The 14,580-nt window shown below is 61.0% G+C and carries 14 protein-coding genes; 10 read left to right on the top strand and 4 right to left on the bottom strand.

The window, feature by feature from the left end; genetic code table 11:
• Window positions 1-5 precede the first annotated feature (5 nt).
• The 3 genes from recQ to WC811_RS08625 all read right to left on the bottom strand — a co-directional run bounded on the left by recQ (window position 6) and on the right by WC811_RS08625 (window position 3,623).
• The gene (recQ, locus tag WC811_RS08635; RefSeq protein ID WP_372643097.1) at window positions 6-2,189 is read right to left on the bottom strand and encodes a DNA helicase RecQ; all 2,184 of its coding nucleotides are present in this window, start codon (window positions 2,187-2,189) and stop codon (window positions 6-8) included.
• A gap of 327 nt (window positions 2,190-2,516) precedes the next feature.
• Window positions 2,517-3,206, bottom strand: coding sequence for a pyroglutamyl-peptidase I (locus WC811_RS08630; RefSeq protein ID WP_372643095.1), 690 nt, complete (start codon window positions 3,204-3,206; stop codon window positions 2,517-2,519).
• Window positions 3,207-3,221: 15 nt separating this feature from the next.
• Window positions 3,222-3,623 (bottom strand): DUF983 domain-containing protein, encoded by a 402-nt coding sequence (locus WC811_RS08625; protein ID WP_372643092.1) that lies wholly within the window; start codon window positions 3,621-3,623, stop codon window positions 3,222-3,224.
• Between the two features lie 267 nt (window positions 3,624-3,890).
• Here WC811_RS08625 and WC811_RS08620 point away from each other — a divergent pair, with 267 nt between their 5' ends.
• The 6 genes from WC811_RS08620 (at window position 3,891) to modC (ending at window position 9,819) form a co-directional block, all read left to right on the top strand.
• Complete coding sequence (locus tag WC811_RS08620; RefSeq protein ID WP_372643089.1) at window positions 3,891-5,279, top strand: PLP-dependent aminotransferase family protein; 1,389 nt, start codon at window positions 3,891-3,893, stop codon at window positions 5,277-5,279.
• A gap of 15 nt (window positions 5,280-5,294) precedes the next feature.
• On the top strand, window positions 5,295-6,242 hold the full coding sequence (locus tag WC811_RS08615; RefSeq protein WP_372643087.1) for a carbon-nitrogen hydrolase family protein: 948 nt from the start codon (window positions 5,295-5,297) through the stop codon (window positions 6,240-6,242).
• 70 nt (window positions 6,243-6,312) lie between these two features.
• Window positions 6,313-7,422: a bifunctional DNA-binding transcriptional regulator/O6-methylguanine-DNA methyltransferase Ada gene (ada, locus tag WC811_RS08610; RefSeq protein WP_372643085.1), complete on the top strand. Its 1,110-nt coding sequence runs from the start codon at window positions 6,313-6,315 to the stop codon at window positions 7,420-7,422.
• Between the two features lie 166 nt (window positions 7,423-7,588).
• On the top strand, window positions 7,589-8,395 hold the full coding sequence (gene modA, locus WC811_RS08605) for a molybdate ABC transporter substrate-binding protein (protein WP_372643083.1): 807 nt from the start codon (window positions 7,589-7,591) through the stop codon (window positions 8,393-8,395).
• A 42-nt stretch (window positions 8,396-8,437) separates the two neighbouring features.
• Window positions 8,438-9,136 carry a molybdate ABC transporter permease subunit gene (gene modB / locus WC811_RS08600; protein WP_372643081.1) on the top strand — a complete coding sequence of 233 codons (699 nt, stop codon included), beginning with the start codon at window positions 8,438-8,440 and terminating at the stop codon, window positions 9,134-9,136.
• The gene (gene modC, locus WC811_RS08595) at window positions 9,133-9,819 is read left to right on the top strand and encodes a molybdenum ABC transporter ATP-binding protein (protein ID WP_372643079.1); all 687 of its coding nucleotides are present in this window, start codon (window positions 9,133-9,135) and stop codon (window positions 9,817-9,819) included. Before modB ends, modC begins: the two co-directional genes overlap by 4 nt.
• Before the next feature lie 7 nt (window positions 9,820-9,826).
• Here modC and WC811_RS08590 read toward each other — a convergent pair whose 3' ends face one another.
• On the bottom strand, window positions 9,827-10,219 hold the full coding sequence (locus WC811_RS08590) for a winged helix-turn-helix domain-containing protein (protein WP_372643077.1): 393 nt from the start codon (window positions 10,217-10,219) through the stop codon (window positions 9,827-9,829).
• Window positions 10,220-10,642: 423 nt separating this feature from the next.
• Here WC811_RS08590 and WC811_RS08585 point away from each other — a divergent pair, with 423 nt between their 5' ends.
• From WC811_RS08585 to WC811_RS08570, 4 genes are read left to right on the top strand one after another with little or no spacing between them, the layout of a single operon-like run.
• Entirely contained in the window at window positions 10,643-11,749 is a 1,107-nt protein-coding gene (locus WC811_RS08585; protein ID WP_372643721.1) for an ABC transporter substrate-binding protein, read from the top strand.
• A gap of 57 nt (window positions 11,750-11,806) precedes the next feature.
• Window positions 11,807-12,817: an ABC transporter ATP-binding protein gene (locus tag WC811_RS08580; RefSeq protein WP_372643075.1), complete on the top strand. Its 1,011-nt coding sequence runs from the start codon at window positions 11,807-11,809 to the stop codon at window positions 12,815-12,817.
• Entirely contained in the window at window positions 12,814-13,752 is a 939-nt protein-coding gene (locus WC811_RS08575; protein WP_372643072.1) for an ABC transporter permease, read from the top strand. Before WC811_RS08580 ends, WC811_RS08575 begins: the two co-directional genes overlap by 4 nt.
• Window positions 13,742-14,560 (top strand): ABC transporter permease, encoded by an 819-nt coding sequence (locus tag WC811_RS08570; RefSeq protein WP_372643070.1) that lies wholly within the window; start codon window positions 13,742-13,744, stop codon window positions 14,558-14,560. The genes WC811_RS08575 and WC811_RS08570 overlap by 11 nt, the downstream gene beginning before the upstream one ends.
• Window positions 14,561-14,580 lie beyond the last annotated feature (20 nt).

The following is a 14,580-nucleotide window of genomic DNA, read 5'->3' as shown; positions in this document are numbered from 1 at the left end:
ATTTATCAGAGACTATCCGCAAGCTGGCATTTCAGGATGCCGTAATCGTAGCGCCCTTCGAGCGCCGCGAATGCCGGTCCGAGCTTTCCCGTGTCGCGCGTCTCGCACCGCTCGAACGCAGCTTCGATCTCGTCACGCTCCGTAGCGTCGAGCTTTAAGGCGTCGTCCGCTGTGATGAGCCCCGCTTCGATGGCGTCCGCGAGGTGACCATAAACCGTCGAAACCTCGATCCCGCGTTCCGCCGCGATCGCCTCAGCGTCTAGCCCGCGCAGGTGCGCCGCGAGAGTCACATTGACGGTTGCGGAAAGTCGATTGCTCAGCGCCGGATGCTTCTTGAACTGCGAGATGACATCGATGAACGCGGCGCCGTAACGCGCGATCTTGCTGGCGCCGAGACCCATGATGTCATGCAGTGCGCTTTCGGTCGTCGGCCGCTTTTCGGAAAGCTCGATAAGCGTCTTATCCTGCGCGACGACGTAGGGCGGCAGCTTCGCGCTCGCTGCGAGCTTCTGGCGCATCGCGCGCAGCGCATCGAACAGCGGCTGATTTTCTCGCGCAACCTTAGGAGCCGTCGACGCTGAGCGCTTCGACGCCTTCGCTGTCTGCCGCGTGACGCGCAGCAGGAAGCGATCTTCGCCGCGCAGCAGCGGCCGCGCCCGCTCAGTGAGCACGAGCGACCCCATACCTTCGTCGTCGATGGAAAGATAGCCGAGCGCGGTCAGTTGCCGGAATAGCCCCTTCCACGTCGTTTGCGGCACATCCTTGCCGATGCCGTACACCGACAGACGGTCATGCCCGTTGCGAATGATCCGCTCGTCGACGCCGCCGGTCAGCACGTCGGTCAGATACGTGACGCCGAAGCGCTGGTCGGTACGATAGACGGCCGACAGCGCCTTCTGGGCGAGGACGGTGCCGTCTTCGGTGTGAGGCGGATTGAGACAGTTATCGCAGTTGCCGCACGGTTCGGGGCGCGTCTCGCCGAAGTACGCGAGCAGCGCCTGGCGCCGGCAACCCGGCATCTCCGCAAGTCCGATCAGGGCATCGAGCTTCTGGCGCTGCACCTTCTTGAAAGCGTCCGAGCCGTCGGATTGATTGATCCATTGCCGAAGCTGCACGATGTCCTGGAAGCCATAGGCCATCCAGGCATTCGCGGGTTCGCCGTCGCGCCCGGCGCGGCCGGTCTCTTGATAGTAGGACTCGATCGACTTCGGCAGATTGAGATGCGCGACGAACCGCACGTCCGGCTTGTCGATGCCCATGCCGAACGCAATCGTCGCGACGATGATGAGGCCGTCTTCGCTCAGGAACTTCGATTGCGCCGCCGCCCGCAATGGCGCGTCGAGCCCGGCATGATAGGCAAGAGCTTTGCGGCCTTTCGACGAAAGCCACGCCGCCGTCTCATCGACCGATTTTCGCGACAGGCAATAAACGATCCCCGCGTCGGTGGGATGCTCGGTCTCGATGAATTGCCAAAGCCGTTCGCGCGAACTGACGCTGCCAAGCTCGGCGATGGTATAGCGGATGTTCGGCCGGTCGAAGCTCGCGATGTAGGTCGCTGCGTTTTCGAGCGACAATTCCGAGATGATATCCTGGCGCGTGCGCTCATCTGCCGTTGCCGTCAGCGCCACGCGCGGAACGTTCGGAAAGCGTTGCGCCAGAATCTTGAGCTGCCGGTATTCCGGCCGGAAGTCGTGGCCCCACTGCGAAACGCAATGCGCTTCGTCGATGGCGAAAATCGCGATGTCGCTGCGCGCGATCAGGTTGAGGGTGCGCTCCTGCACGAGGCGCTCGGGCGCGACGTACAGCAAGTCGAGGGCACCAGCCGCGAATTCTCGCTCGATCTTGTCTTGCGTCGCCCGGTCCTGCGTTGAATTCAGGAACTCCGCCTTGACGCCGAGATCGCGCAAAGCGTCGACCTGATCTTGCATCAATGCGATGAGCGGCGACACCACGATGCCCGTGCCGTGACGGACCAGCGCCGGGATTTGATAGCAAAGCGACTTGCCGCCGCCAGTCGGCATCAGCGCCAGGCAGTCGCCACCGCCGAGCAGAGTCCGAATGATGTCGCTCTGAAGAGATCGAAAGCCCTTGTAGCCGAAGACGTTTTCAAGCGTCGCGCGCGCGGCCTCCATCTGGCTGTCCGCGGCAGGCGCAAGTGGAAGAAGGAGCGGCGCGGCGCGGGCCGGCATTGCGGGGACCTATACACTGACGATCAAAGACGGGACGCTAATCTGATTCGATGGTCCGGTCCCCGATCAAGGCCGTGCAACTCGAAAAAGCCGTTGATTTCATTGAGAGCTTCGACAAAAGCCCTAATGTTGCGACTTTTTAACATCACGTTCAGAATGAGTTCATCTTTTCCCCAGTAGTGTGCATCTCAAGCTGGTGATGACACCTCCCCCCGTGCGCACCAGATGCTGCTGAGCCCGACCAAGCCCCAAGACATCCCCCCGTCTTCCCCGCTTGGTCGGGCCGCGGCTCCTCTACAAAAAGCCGATTGATTTACACCGTCGTCGCTAAGCCGACGGCGCTGCTGTCGTATCAGCTTTGCCGAGGGCGACTTCGATGATCGTGAGTGCGGCCGCGACTGTTTCTTCGCGTCCGAGCGGCGGTCCGGAAAGATCTGCCGGAATATGGACGAACCCAACCGCGCATCGCCCGTCCGCGCTCGCAAGCGACTTATAGAGCACGGCGTTGCAAAGGTAGCCGCCCGCATCGTTCGAGATCGAGCAGGGCCAGCCACCGGCCTCCAAAGCTTCCGCAAGCGCTGAAATATCGAGGGTCACGTGGCGTTTGGCCGGGCCGTCTGGGCAAAGCGACGCCTCCGTCGGCAGCATCCCCGCGGCGTCAGGCGACGCCCGGCAGACATTCTCCGCTTGCGTCTCAAGCCGGATGCTTCGCGTCTCCGATGCGACGCCGAAATGCAGCGCGAGTACCGGCCGATAGCGCTCATGCAGCGCCGCGACGAGGCGTGGCGCTCGCCGCCACTCCGTCGGCAGCACCGCCGCAACGAAGCGAAGCTCGGGAAATGTACGCCGGGCACGACGGACGACACGTCTGACGACCTCGGCCGAAGCATTCGCAGGCACGCCCGGAAACGGGCCAAAGCCAGTCAGCAACACCGTCGGACGCGTATCGGTCTTCTTCAGCATCATCCGAATATAGAGCGCGGACGCAATTCGTCGAATGCCTGGGATCGCTCCCACGTCGCTATCGGACGCTCAGGAAGCCTTAGGCGGCTCGTCATCGAACACGAGGCGGCCTTCCTCGGCCTTGTTGAAGTACTGGCTGGCGACGAGCCACCCCTTCAGCGGCCTGATCGGAGGAATGCAAGTGAGAAGGATGATCGGCAAGCTTGTGACCAGGTGCACCCAGAATGGCGGCGAATGCGCCACTTCGAGCCAGACGGCGAAAGCGGCGCTCGGAATGCAGGCAAAGCACATGACGAAGAACGCCGGTCCGTCCGCAGGATCGGCAAACGACAAATCAAGGCCGCAAACCGGACACGCTTTCTTGAGCTTCAGGAAGCCGTCGAAAATCTTTCCCTTCCCGCAGCGCGGGCAAAGACCCCACAGCCCGGTCTTATAGGGAGGAAGTTCCGGCCATTGATGTTCCGCACACATGAGAGATGTCCTTGTTCTCGTCGTTTTCGCTCGTGCCACCAACGATGTACGCTAAATGTATGGCAACAGATGCATACAATAGCAGCATTGTATGGGTGACGCGTCATTTGGTCATAAATGCCATCAAGCCATTGAGATTTTCCAGTAAATCGGTACTTTGATCCGGTTTTAGAGTCAACGGAAACAAGCCGAAATGAATTGCGCTTCCATGCACGATGCATACATGATATATAAGTGTATGGCTATTGTATTTAAGGATGGCGGCGGATGTCTTCGTGGAAGCCTTGGTTGGTCGAAAGTAGCCACCTCAAATATCGCGGCATCGTCGAAGCCATCGAGGCGGACCTGAAGGAGGGTCGCATACAACCGGGAGATCGGCTGCCGCCTCAGCGGACGATTGCCGAGGTCCTGGGCGTCGATCTGACGACGGTGACGCGGGCGTTCAACGAGGCGCGGCGGCGGGGCTTGGTCGAGGCCAGCGCCGGACGTGGCACCTTCATTCGCCGCCGCATCGACGACGGTCGTATCTTGGGTCTTGGCGCGCCGCCCGCCGTCGACCTCAGCATGAATATTCCTCCGCAGCCGGCGAGCGCCAACCTCAAGCGCTTGATTCCCGAGACCATCGCCAACCTCCTCTCCGAGGAGCACGGCATGCTGCACCTTCATTATCAGGAAAGCACCGGCAGCGACGCCGACCGCGCAGCAGCCGCAGCCTGGCTTGCGCGGCGCATCGATCAGGTCAGGCCGTCGTCGATCGTTCTTGCCAGCGGCGCCCAGAGTGCGCTTTACGCAATTTGCTCCTGCCTTCTCACGAAGGGCGATGCGATCGCCGCGGGCTGCGTAACCTATCCCGGTCTGAAAGCCGTCGCGCAGCAACAGGGGTTGGCGTTGCGTCCGCTGGCGATGGACGACAAAGGCATTATTCCGCAGGCGTTCGAAGCCTGCTGCGCAAAAGCGCTGCCCAAGGCGCTCTATGTTATTCCGGCAATCGACAATCCGACGACCGCGACGCTTTCGGATGAGCGCCGTCGCGAGATCGTGGCGATCGCCCGCCGCTATGGTGTCGCGATCATTGAGGACGATCCGTATTCGGTCCTGCAATTCGATGCGCTGACGCCTCTCGCGGCTTTGGCACCGGATCTGACTTGGCACATTGCGACGCTGTCGAAGTGCGCGACGCCCGCGCTACGTATCGCCTATGTCGTCGCTCCCGGCGCGGCACAGGCGATGAGGCTCGCAGGCGCAATTCGGGCCATCAACCTCATGGTGCCGCCGATCAACGCGGCGGTGGCCTCGCGTTGGATTTCGACAGGCATCGTCGACGACCTGACCGCCGCCATTCGCGATGAAAACATCGCCCGCCAAAGGCTCGCGAAGACGGTTCTCGGCGACACGAACATCGCGGCCGACCGCTGCGGCCATCATATCTGGCTCAAGATGCCGGCACATTGGCGAGCGGCCGATTTCGTCGATCATGCCGGCCGGTCCGGGATCTCCGTCGTCCCGAGTTCCGCGTTTGCGATCGGTGCCGAGGAGCCCGATGCCCTGCGTCTTTCGCTTGGCGTCGCGCCGGATCGCGAGGCTCTGGTCGACGCGCTCAAGCAAGTCGCCAACCTGCTTATTCGGCCGTCAGTCGCCGTAAAGGCCATCGTATAGAAGCGGAATTCCGACATGGATAAGCCAGTCGTCAGGGCCGCCGTGATTCAAGCGGCCCCGGTTCTATTCGATACCGTCGCGACTCTGTCAAAGCTCGAAGATCTCGTGCGTGAAGCCGCCGACCAGAAAGCGGACATTGCAGTATTTCCCGAGGCGTTCGTCGGCGGCTATCCGAAAGGGCTAGATTTTGGCGCTCGGCTCGGAACGCGCAGCGCCGAAGGCCGCGACGCATTCCGCCGGTATTTTCAAAGCGCGATTGCCGTGCCGGGTCCCGAATGCGCCCGGATCGGCGAGATCGCAAGAAATTTCGGCATCCATCTCGTGGTCGGAATCATCGAGCGCGACGGCGCGACGCTTTACTGCACGGCGCTGATGTACGGCCCCGACGGCCGCCTTCTCGGAAAGCATCGAAAGCTCGTGCCGACAGCCCTCGAGCGCATCGTCTGGGGACAAGGCGACGGCTCGACGCTCGCAGTCGTGGACAGCGATATCGGAAAAATCGGCAGTGTCATTTGCTGGGAAAACTACATGCCGCTCCTGCGCATGGCGATGTATGCTCAGGGAATTGAAATCTATTGCGCGCCCACGGTCGATGATCGCGATACTTGGTTGCCGACAATGCGCACGATAGCGCTCGAAGGACGCTGCTTCGTCGTCTCAGCCAGTCAATATCTGACGCGCGAGGATTGTCCGCCTGAATACAGCGAACTGCTCCAGAGCGAACCTCCGGCGGTCCTGATTCGCGGCGGATCCTGCATTGTCGATCCGCTCGGCAACGTCTTGCTGGCGCCGGAGTTCGGCGCTTCCTCGGTGCGCGTCGCCGAATTGGACCGGCGGAAGATCACACGGGGAAAATACGACCTCGACATCGTCGGTCATTACGCGCGACCGGCCGTTTTGACCTTGAACGTCAATACGTCGGCGCAAGCTTCGGTAACATTCTCGCCTATTCCGGCGATTTGAAAGCAAGGTTCGGGGTGTGCCGCGATCGGATGCGCGCTACGTTACCCGGATCATGGCACCCCCAACCACAATGTCCCGCAAACCAAGAAACGACGATAAGCGATCGTCGGGCGCCGCGTTGGACGCGCAGCGCTGGGACGCCGTCGTCGCACGCGATAAATCCGCCGACGGCGCGTTCTTTTTCTCCGTCAGTTCGACCGGGGTCTATTGCCGCCCCTCGTGCCCGTCACGCCGGGCGAAACGCGAGAACGTTGCCTTCCACGCGACGTCTACAGAAGCCGAAGCGGCGGGCTTTCGTCCATGCCGACGCTGTCGCCCGGACGAGATCCCGCTTGAAGCGCGTCGCGCTCAAATCGTCGCCGGCGCCTGCCGCAGATTGGAAAATGAAGGCGACGTCCCGAACCTCGACGAGCTGGCCAAGGCGAGCGGTCTTAGCCGCTTCCACTTCCACCGGATATTCAAGGATATCGTCGGCGTGACGCCGAAAGATTACGCCCTGGCGCACCGTCGAAAGAACGTCCGCCGTGAATTACAAAGGAGCGCTTCCGTGACCGACGCGATCTATGACGCGGGCTTCAACTCAAGCTCGCGCTTTTATGCCAGCGCCTCGGAGTTCCTTGGCATGACGCCGAAAAAGTTTCGCGACGGAGGCAAGCACGAAGTGCTGATGTTCGCATTCGGTCAATGCATGCTGGGCGATATCCTCGTGGCCGCGAGCGCCAAGGGGATCGCCGCAATCCTGATCGGCGACGATCGCGATCGGCTCATAGCTGACCTCAGGAAGATCTTTCCGAACGCTGAACTCGCCACTGGCGATCGCCAGTTCGAAAAGACCGTCGCGCGCGTCGTCGGACTTGTCGATCGCCCGGAAAGACCCGCTGATTTACCGCTCGACATTCGCGGCACGGCCTTTCAACAGCGCGTTTGGAAAGCCCTTCAGGAGATCCCTCTCGGCACGACCGAAACGTACACTGATGTTGCCAATCGCCTCGGCAATCCGAAGGCGGTGAGGGCGGTCGCGCGGGCCTGCGCCACGAACCCCTTGGCTATCGTTGTTCCCTGCCACCGCGTTGTGCGGGTCGACGGGAGCATGGCGGGTTTTCGGTGGGGCATAGAGCGCAAGCGCATGCTGATAGAGCGCGAGGCTGCCAACGGTAAAAAGCCCGCACGGCGCGGCTGAGGCGATACGCGTTTCCGCTTCCGTGAAAGCGGACGCGGGGCGCCAGTCGTCGCTAAAGTGTCAACTTTACGAAAGTTTTTTCCGCTTCCAAACGACCGGTTGCAAACGCCGACGGCCTAGATATCCTTGCGACTATATCGCCATTAACTAGCAAGGTGGGTCCGTAATGCTCGCGGCATCAATTCTTTCCCGTCTGTCTCTGCGTATAGCTCTGGCCGGTCTGATGCTGGTCTCGGCGCTTCAACTCGAAGCCCAGGCGCAGAAGACTGATACGACAACGATCACGATTTTCGCGGCAGCCAGCCTCAAGAACGCGCTCGATAGCGCCGCCGCCGCTTATGACAAGAGCACCGGCGATAAGGTGGTGATCTCGTATGCCGGATCGTCGGCGCTCGCGAAGCAGATCGAGCAGGCCGCCCCCGCCGACATCTTCATTTCGGCCGATCTCGACTGGATGGATTACGTCGATAAGAAAAAACTCATCAAGGACGACACCCGCTTCAACCTGCTAGGTAACCGCCTTGTCCTGATCGCGCCGAATGCAAGCACCCTGTCGCTGAAGATCGGCAAGGATTTTCCGCTCGCCGCCGCGCTCGGCGACAACCACATCGCGATGGCGAACGTCAAGTCGGTCCCGGCCGGAAAATACGGTCTGGCGGCACTGACAAAACTCGGCGTATGGAGCGCCGTAGAGCCCAAAGTCGCGCAGGCCGACAACGTCCGCGCCGCCCTGGCACTGGTTGCCCAAGGCGAGGCGCCACTCGGCATCGTTTACGAAACCGACGCCGCCGCCGAGCCCAAGGTCAAGATCGTCGACGTATTCCCCGCCGACACCCATCCCCCCATCATTTATCCAATCGCCATTCTGGCCGAGACGAAGAACGGCGATGCGGCGAAAGCCTTCATCACCTACCTGAAAACGCCGGATGCACAGGCGTTCTTCACGAAGCAGGGCTTCACCATCCTCAAATAGCAATCCGGAGGGCGGCGGATCGGCGAACGGAAAGGCACGAGCGTGTTTGGATTTTCTCCCGACGAATGGACAGCGATTATGCTTAGTCTCCGCGTCGCGACCGTCGGGACGCTCGTCGGCCTTCCCGTGGCTCTTTTCCTTGCTTATGTCTTGGCGCGGTGGCGGTTCCCCGGAAAGGTCATCCTCGACGGGCTCCTCCACCTGCCGCTCGTCCTGCCGCCCGTCGTGACCGGATACATCCTGCTGCTGACGTTCGGCCGTCAGGGCGCCATCGGCAAAGCGCTCTACGAATTGTTGGGCATCACGTTCTCTTTCCGGTGGACGGGCGCCGCGCTGGCGTGCGGCATCATGGGATTCCCGCTGATGCTGCGCGCCATAAGGCTGTCCTTCGAAGCGATTGACCGGCGGCTTGAAACGGCCGCATCGACGCTCGGCGCCAATGCCTGGTGGACGTTCCTGCTCGTGACGCTACCGCTCGCGCTCCCCGGAATTCTCGTCGGCGCCATTCTGTGCTTTGCAAAGGCCCTCGGCGAATTCGGCGCGACGATCACGTTCGTCTCGAATATCCCCGGCGAAACGGAGACGATCCCAACCGCGATCTATACCTACACGCAGGTTCCTGGCGGAGATTATCAGGCCTTCCGGCTGGCATGCGTTTCGGTCGCCATCGCGATGATTGCGCTGGTGGTGTCCGAGATTCTGAACCGCCGCATCCAGAAGCGGATCGCCGTATTCGAATGACGAGCGTGGAACCGGCGCTGAGCGTCTCGGCATTTCAAAAGCGAAACGGCTTTACCCTCGATATCGCCTTCGACAGCGACAGTCCGCTGACGGCGCTCTTCGGATCGTCCGGCTCCGGAAAGACAACTGTTTTGAACATGATCGCCGGCGTTATTCGCCCCGACAAGGGCCGCATCGTCGTCGCCGGCAACGTCCTGACCGACACAGAGGCGCGGATTTTCGTGCTGCCGCATCGCCGCCGCGTCGGCTTCGTCTTTCAGGATGCCCAGCTCTTCCCGCATCTGACAGTCGACCAGAACATCAAATTCGGACAGTGGTTCACGCGCGGTGAAAAGAACGCATTGCCCCTGGACGTCATTGTCGGCGTCCTCGGCATCGGCGATCTATTGAAACGCCGTCCGGCAACGCTGTCGGGCGGCGAGAAGCATCGCGTCGCATTGGCGCGCGCCCTGCTGTCCTCGCCGCGTATTCTCTTGATGGACGAACCGCTTGCGGGGCTCGACGATCCGCGCCGTATGGAGATCATGAGTTTGATCGAGCGTGTTCGCGACGAGTTCTCGGTTCCGATCGTGTTCGTTACGCACAATCTCGAAGAGGTGAGGCGCCTTGCGACGCGCGTCATCCGGATCGAGGCAGGCCGCGTGATTGCCGTTGGCCCGCCTGCCGAAGTGTTGAAGCCGTAGCAGTCCTTCAGGTCCGCGCCGACTGCCCGGCCTTCTTCGCGGGCTTCGGATTGACCGCTTCCTTCGGCGCGAGGTGCTTCTCGACCGCGGCCAGCGGCTTTGCGAAAACACTGAGGGCCTTGGCCTCCATGTCTCGGTACTGACGAACGAGATCGGCCCCGAATGGCGTCAGCTTCGCCGCTCCGCCACCCTTCCCGCCATGCTGGCGCTCGATCAGAGGATCGGCAAACATCGAATTGAATTCATCCATCAGGTACCAGGCGCGCTTGTACGACATGTCCATGGCTTTCGCCGCCTTCGCGATAGAGCCGTGCTGGCCGATCAGTTCGAGCAGCTGGATGCGGCCGTGGCCGATGTAGCGGTCGCCGTCGAAGTCGATGCGGATTTTTATGACTGCCATTTCATACCGCGCTGCATTTCAAGAACGTTCTCAAAACCGAAGCCTCGTCTGCCATCCAACAAACAGGATCGGCCTCCATCCACCGGCGTTGGTAAATCTTACGCGATAACCAATCGCGACCACAGGCCCAATTGGCAATAGCCTGCGAAATTAGCCGGCAATCCCGCGCCGGAACGGGCCGCCGAAAGATTTTGCACTCCGCCATTCGTTTGCGCTTCCAACCCACGCCCCGTGAGCGAATAGCATCACGCCTCTCTGGCGTGTCCGAAATTCCTGAATTAACATCGCGGCGGTAGACCCCGTGGGCGAGGTTCGGGTGGATGACTCGACGCCCACCGCCCTCGTCGCGGCGCGCAATCGAAGGAGTAAGCATACATGACGCCCACTCGAAAGACACTTGTAGCATCGGCAGCAATTCTTGTGATGGGCAGCTTCTCCGCGTGGGGCGAGCCGCCGCAATCGGTTGGGGCGGGAGAAGGCGAGGTCGATATCGTCGCCTGGCCCGGATACATCGAGCGCGGCGAATCCGATAAGAATTATGACTGGGTGACGAGCTTCGAAAAGGAGACGAGCTGCAAGGTCAACGTCAAGACCGCGGCAACCTCCGACGAAATGGTGACCCTGATGAACCAGGGCGGCTTCGATCTCGTGACCGCGTCCGGCGACGCTTCGCTTCGCCTGATTGCCGGCAAGAAAGTCCAGCCGGTCAACATTGACCTGATCCCGAGCTGGAAGACGATCGACCCGCGCCTGCAGGACGCGCCGTGGCACACGGTCGATGGCGTTCACTACGGCGTCCCCTATCAGTGGGGTCCGAACGTGCTCGCCTACAACACGACGGTCTTCAAGGAGCCGCCAAAGAGTTGGTCGGTCGTATTCGAAGAACAGACTCTGCCCGACGGCAAGAGCAACAAAGGCCGCGTGCAGGCCTATGACGGCCCGATCTATATTGCCGACGCCGCGCTTTATCTCAGCAAGAAGAAGCCCGAACTTGGCATCAAAAACCCGTATGAACTCAATAAAGAGCAGTACGCCGCCGTCGTCGCGCTGCTGCAGTCGCAGCGCGCGCTGATCGGCCGCTATTGGCACGACGCGACCGTTCAGGTCGATGACTTCAAGAACGAAGGCGTCGTTGCGTCGTCGTCATGGCCCTATCAGGTAAACCTGCTGGAAGCCGACAAGAAGCCTATCGCCTCGACCATTCCGGAAGAGGGTGCGACAGGCTGGGCCGACACCACGATGATGCATGTGAACGCCAAGCATCCCAACTGCGCCTACAAGTGGATGGAGCATTCGCTGAACTCGAAACTCCAGGGCGATCTCGCCTCCTGGTTCGGTTCGGTCCCGACAGTGCCCGCTGCCTGTAAAGGCAACGCGTTGCTGACGGACGCGGGCTGCGCGACGAACGGATCGGAGAATTTCGAAAAGATCTGGTTCTGGCGCACGCCGACGGCAAAGTGCGAGAAGGAAAGCTCTTGCGTTCCCTATTCGCAGTGGGCGAAAGACTTCATCGCCATTCTCGGTAAGTAAAGCTTAAATGTCTTGCGGTCGGCCGCTTCGCCGGCCGCGAGACCCAAAAGAAGTTTCATGTCACCAGCAGTCCGCTTTCAGAATGTATCGCGTCGTTTCGGCTCGGTGCGCGCCGTTGACGGCGTGTCGCTTGATATCGAGCCGGGCGAATTCTTCGCGCTTCTCGGTCCGTCCGGTTCCGGCAAGACGACATGCCTTCGCCTGATCGCCGGTTTCGAGCAGCCCGACGAGGGCCACATCGAAATTTTCGGCGAAACCGCTGAGGGACTTCCGCCTTACCGGCGCAACGTCAACACCGTCTTCCAGGACTACGCCCTCTTTCCCCATATGACCGTCGGCGAGAATGTCGCCTATGGTTTGATGATCAAGGGCGTCGCCAAATCCGAGCGTGAGGCGAAAGCCAAAGACGCCCTCGCGATGGTCAAGCTCGGCGGCTACGAGACGCGGCGCACGGCCCAGCTTTCGGGCGGCCAGCGCCAGCGCGTCGCGCTTGCCCGCGCGCTCGTGAACGGTCCCAAGGTCCTCCTTCTCGATGAACCGCTCGGCGCACTCGATCTGAAGCTGCGCGAGCAGATGCAGGAAGAATTGCGATCGCTGCAGACCAGCCTCGGCATCACCTTCGTGTTCGTGACGCACGACCAGAGCGAAGCGCTCTCGATGGCGAACCGCGTCGCGATTTTCAACGACGGCAAGATCGTCCAGATCGGCACGCCTTCCGACGTCTACGAGCGTCCGAAGTCGCGCTTTGTCGCTGATTTTGTCGGCTCGTCGAACGTGCTGCCGCCGGAATTTGCCGCCTCTCATGGCGGGATGGCGGCGTGGACAAGTCTGCGCCCGGAACGCATCAGGATCGTGCCTGAAACCGCTATCGTTCCGTCCGATTATGGCCATGCCAAAGGCGTCGTGACAGCCGTTAGCTATCAAGGCGCCGCGACGCGGATTACCGTCGCGACCGACAAATTGCCTGTCGTCGCCACGATCCCGGCTGGCACATCTCTCAACAAAGACGATCGCGTCGTGCTCATGTGGCCGAAATCCGCGATGGTCGCGATGGGAGACGGCGCGTGACGGCGGCCATTCACGAAACGCGGCGGGGGATTGCGGGCACGATCTCCGACGTCTTCTTTACGCGTCCGCAACTCCTGACGGTCCTGCTATTGACGCCGCCGCTTCTCTGGATCGGCATCGTCTATGTCGGTTCCCTGTTCGCGCTGCTGATGCAGAGCTTCTATTCTCTCGACGACTTTTCGGGTGTCGTCGTCCACGAATTCACACTCTCGACCTACGCGCAGCTGTTCGAGGGTTCGAACGTCCAAATCATTCTGCGCACCGTCACCATGGCGGCGCTGGTCACGGTTGCGAGCGCAATCATCGCATTTCCAATCGCCTATTACGCGGCTCGCTATGCGCGCGGCTGGACCAAGGCTCTCTTCTACCTCGCGGTGATGATGCCGCTGTGGTCGAGCTATCTTGTCAAAGTGTATGCGTGGAAATTGATCCTCGCGAAGGAAGGTGTCCTCACCTGGTTCGCCAATTTCCTGCATCTTGGATGGCTGCTTGACGGCATCTTGGCGTTGCCGGTCGTCGGCGGACCGTCGCTGTCGTTCAGCTATGTCGGAACGTTCCTGGTCTTCGTGTATATCTGGCTGCCCTACATGATCCTGCCGACCCAGGCGGCGCTGGAGCGCGTTCCCGCGAACTTCATCGAGGCATCGGCCGATCTCGGCGCCGAACCCGGTCAAACCTTCAGGACGGTAATTTTCCCGCTGGCGCTGCCGGGCATCGTCGCGGGCTCGATCTTCACGTTCTCGTTGACACTTGGCGATTACATCATTCCCCAGATCGTCGGCAATTCGCGTCTGATGATTGGTCAGGCCGTATACACGCTGCAGGGCACGGCCGGAAACATTCCGCTGGCGGCGGCCTTCACCGTCGTCCCGATGGTCATCATGGCCGCATACCTCTGGATGGCGAAACGCATGGGGGCTTTCGATGTCCTCTAACGGAAAAAATTCGTCCCCGCTTGGCCTGCGTATTTCGGCGGTCGCGGGGCTGCTGTTCCTGCATCTACCGCTGGCCTTCATTTTCCTCTACGCGTTTACTACCGAGGAGAAGAGCTTCGAGTTCCCGCCGCCGGGTCTGACCACGAAGTGGTTCGGCGTCGCCTGGAATTCGCGCCCGGACATTTGGCCGCCGCTCTATTTATCGCTTCAGGTCGCAGCCATCGCGACGATTCTCGCGTTGATCTTCGGCACGCTCGCGGCGGCGGCGCTGTCGCGGACGAAGTTCTTTGGCCGCGAAACGATTTCGCTGCTGTTCGTGCTGCCAATTGCGTTGCCCGGCATCATCACGGGCATCGCGCTCCGCTCCGCCTTCGACATCATGAGCATCCCGTTCTCGGTCTGGACGATCATCCTCGGCCACGCGACATTCTGCATCGTCGTCGTGTACAATAACGCGGTGGCCCGGTTCCGGCGGCTTCCGGGAAATCTTGTCGAAGCGTCGATGGATCTCGGCGCCGACTCGTTCCAGACCTTCCGCCACATTATCCTGCCGCAAATCGGCACGGCTCTGTTGGCGGGCGGCATGCTGTCGTTTGCGCTGTCGTTCGACGAAGTGATCGTCACGACGTTCACGGCCGGACAACAGACAACCTTGCCGATCTGGATGCTGTCCGAATTGATCCGCCCTCGGCAGCGACCGGTGACGAACGTCGTTGCCGTCTTCGTTTTCATCGTGACGCTTTTACCCATTCTCGCGGCCTACTATCTGACGCGAGAAGGCGAACATACCGGCGGCTCCTCGAAATAGCGAAGAGCCCGAGCGACCAT

Source organism: Hyphomicrobium sp. (assembly GCF_041659645.1).
Taxonomy (GTDB): domain Bacteria; phylum Pseudomonadota; class Alphaproteobacteria; order Rhizobiales; family Hyphomicrobiaceae; genus Hyphomicrobium_B.
This window is presented reverse-complemented; position numbering and strand designations above follow the sequence as displayed.

Coding starts and splice junctions, on each gene's coding strand:
- modC (WP_372643079.1), top strand. CDS start 9,133: ATGACGAGCGTGGAACCGGCGCTGAGCGTCTCGGCATTTCAAAAGCGA.
- WC811_RS08570 (WP_372643070.1), top strand. CDS start 13,742: ATGTCCTCTAACGGAAAAAATTCGTCCCCGCTTGGCCTGCGTATTTCG.
- ada (WP_372643085.1), top strand. CDS start 6,313: ATGTCCCGCAAACCAAGAAACGACGATAAGCGATCGTCGGGCGCCGCG.
- WC811_RS08615 (WP_372643087.1), top strand. CDS start 5,295: ATGGATAAGCCAGTCGTCAGGGCCGCCGTGATTCAAGCGGCCCCGGTT.
- WC811_RS08590 (WP_372643077.1), bottom strand. CDS start 10,219: ATGGCAGTCATAAAAATCCGCATCGACTTCGACGGCGACCGCTACATC.
- recQ (WP_372643097.1), bottom strand. CDS start 2,189: ATGCCGGCCCGCGCCGCGCCGCTCCTTCTTCCACTTGCGCCTGCCGCG.
- modA (WP_372643083.1), top strand. CDS start 7,589: ATGCTCGCGGCATCAATTCTTTCCCGTCTGTCTCTGCGTATAGCTCTG.
- WC811_RS08625 (WP_372643092.1), bottom strand. CDS start 3,623: ATGTGTGCGGAACATCAATGGCCGGAACTTCCTCCCTATAAGACCGGG.
- WC811_RS08580 (WP_372643075.1), top strand. CDS start 11,807: ATGTCACCAGCAGTCCGCTTTCAGAATGTATCGCGTCGTTTCGGCTCG.
- WC811_RS08585 (WP_372643721.1), top strand. CDS start 10,643: ATGGGCAGCTTCTCCGCGTGGGGCGAGCCGCCGCAATCGGTTGGGGCG.
- WC811_RS08620 (WP_372643089.1), top strand. CDS start 3,891: ATGTCTTCGTGGAAGCCTTGGTTGGTCGAAAGTAGCCACCTCAAATAT.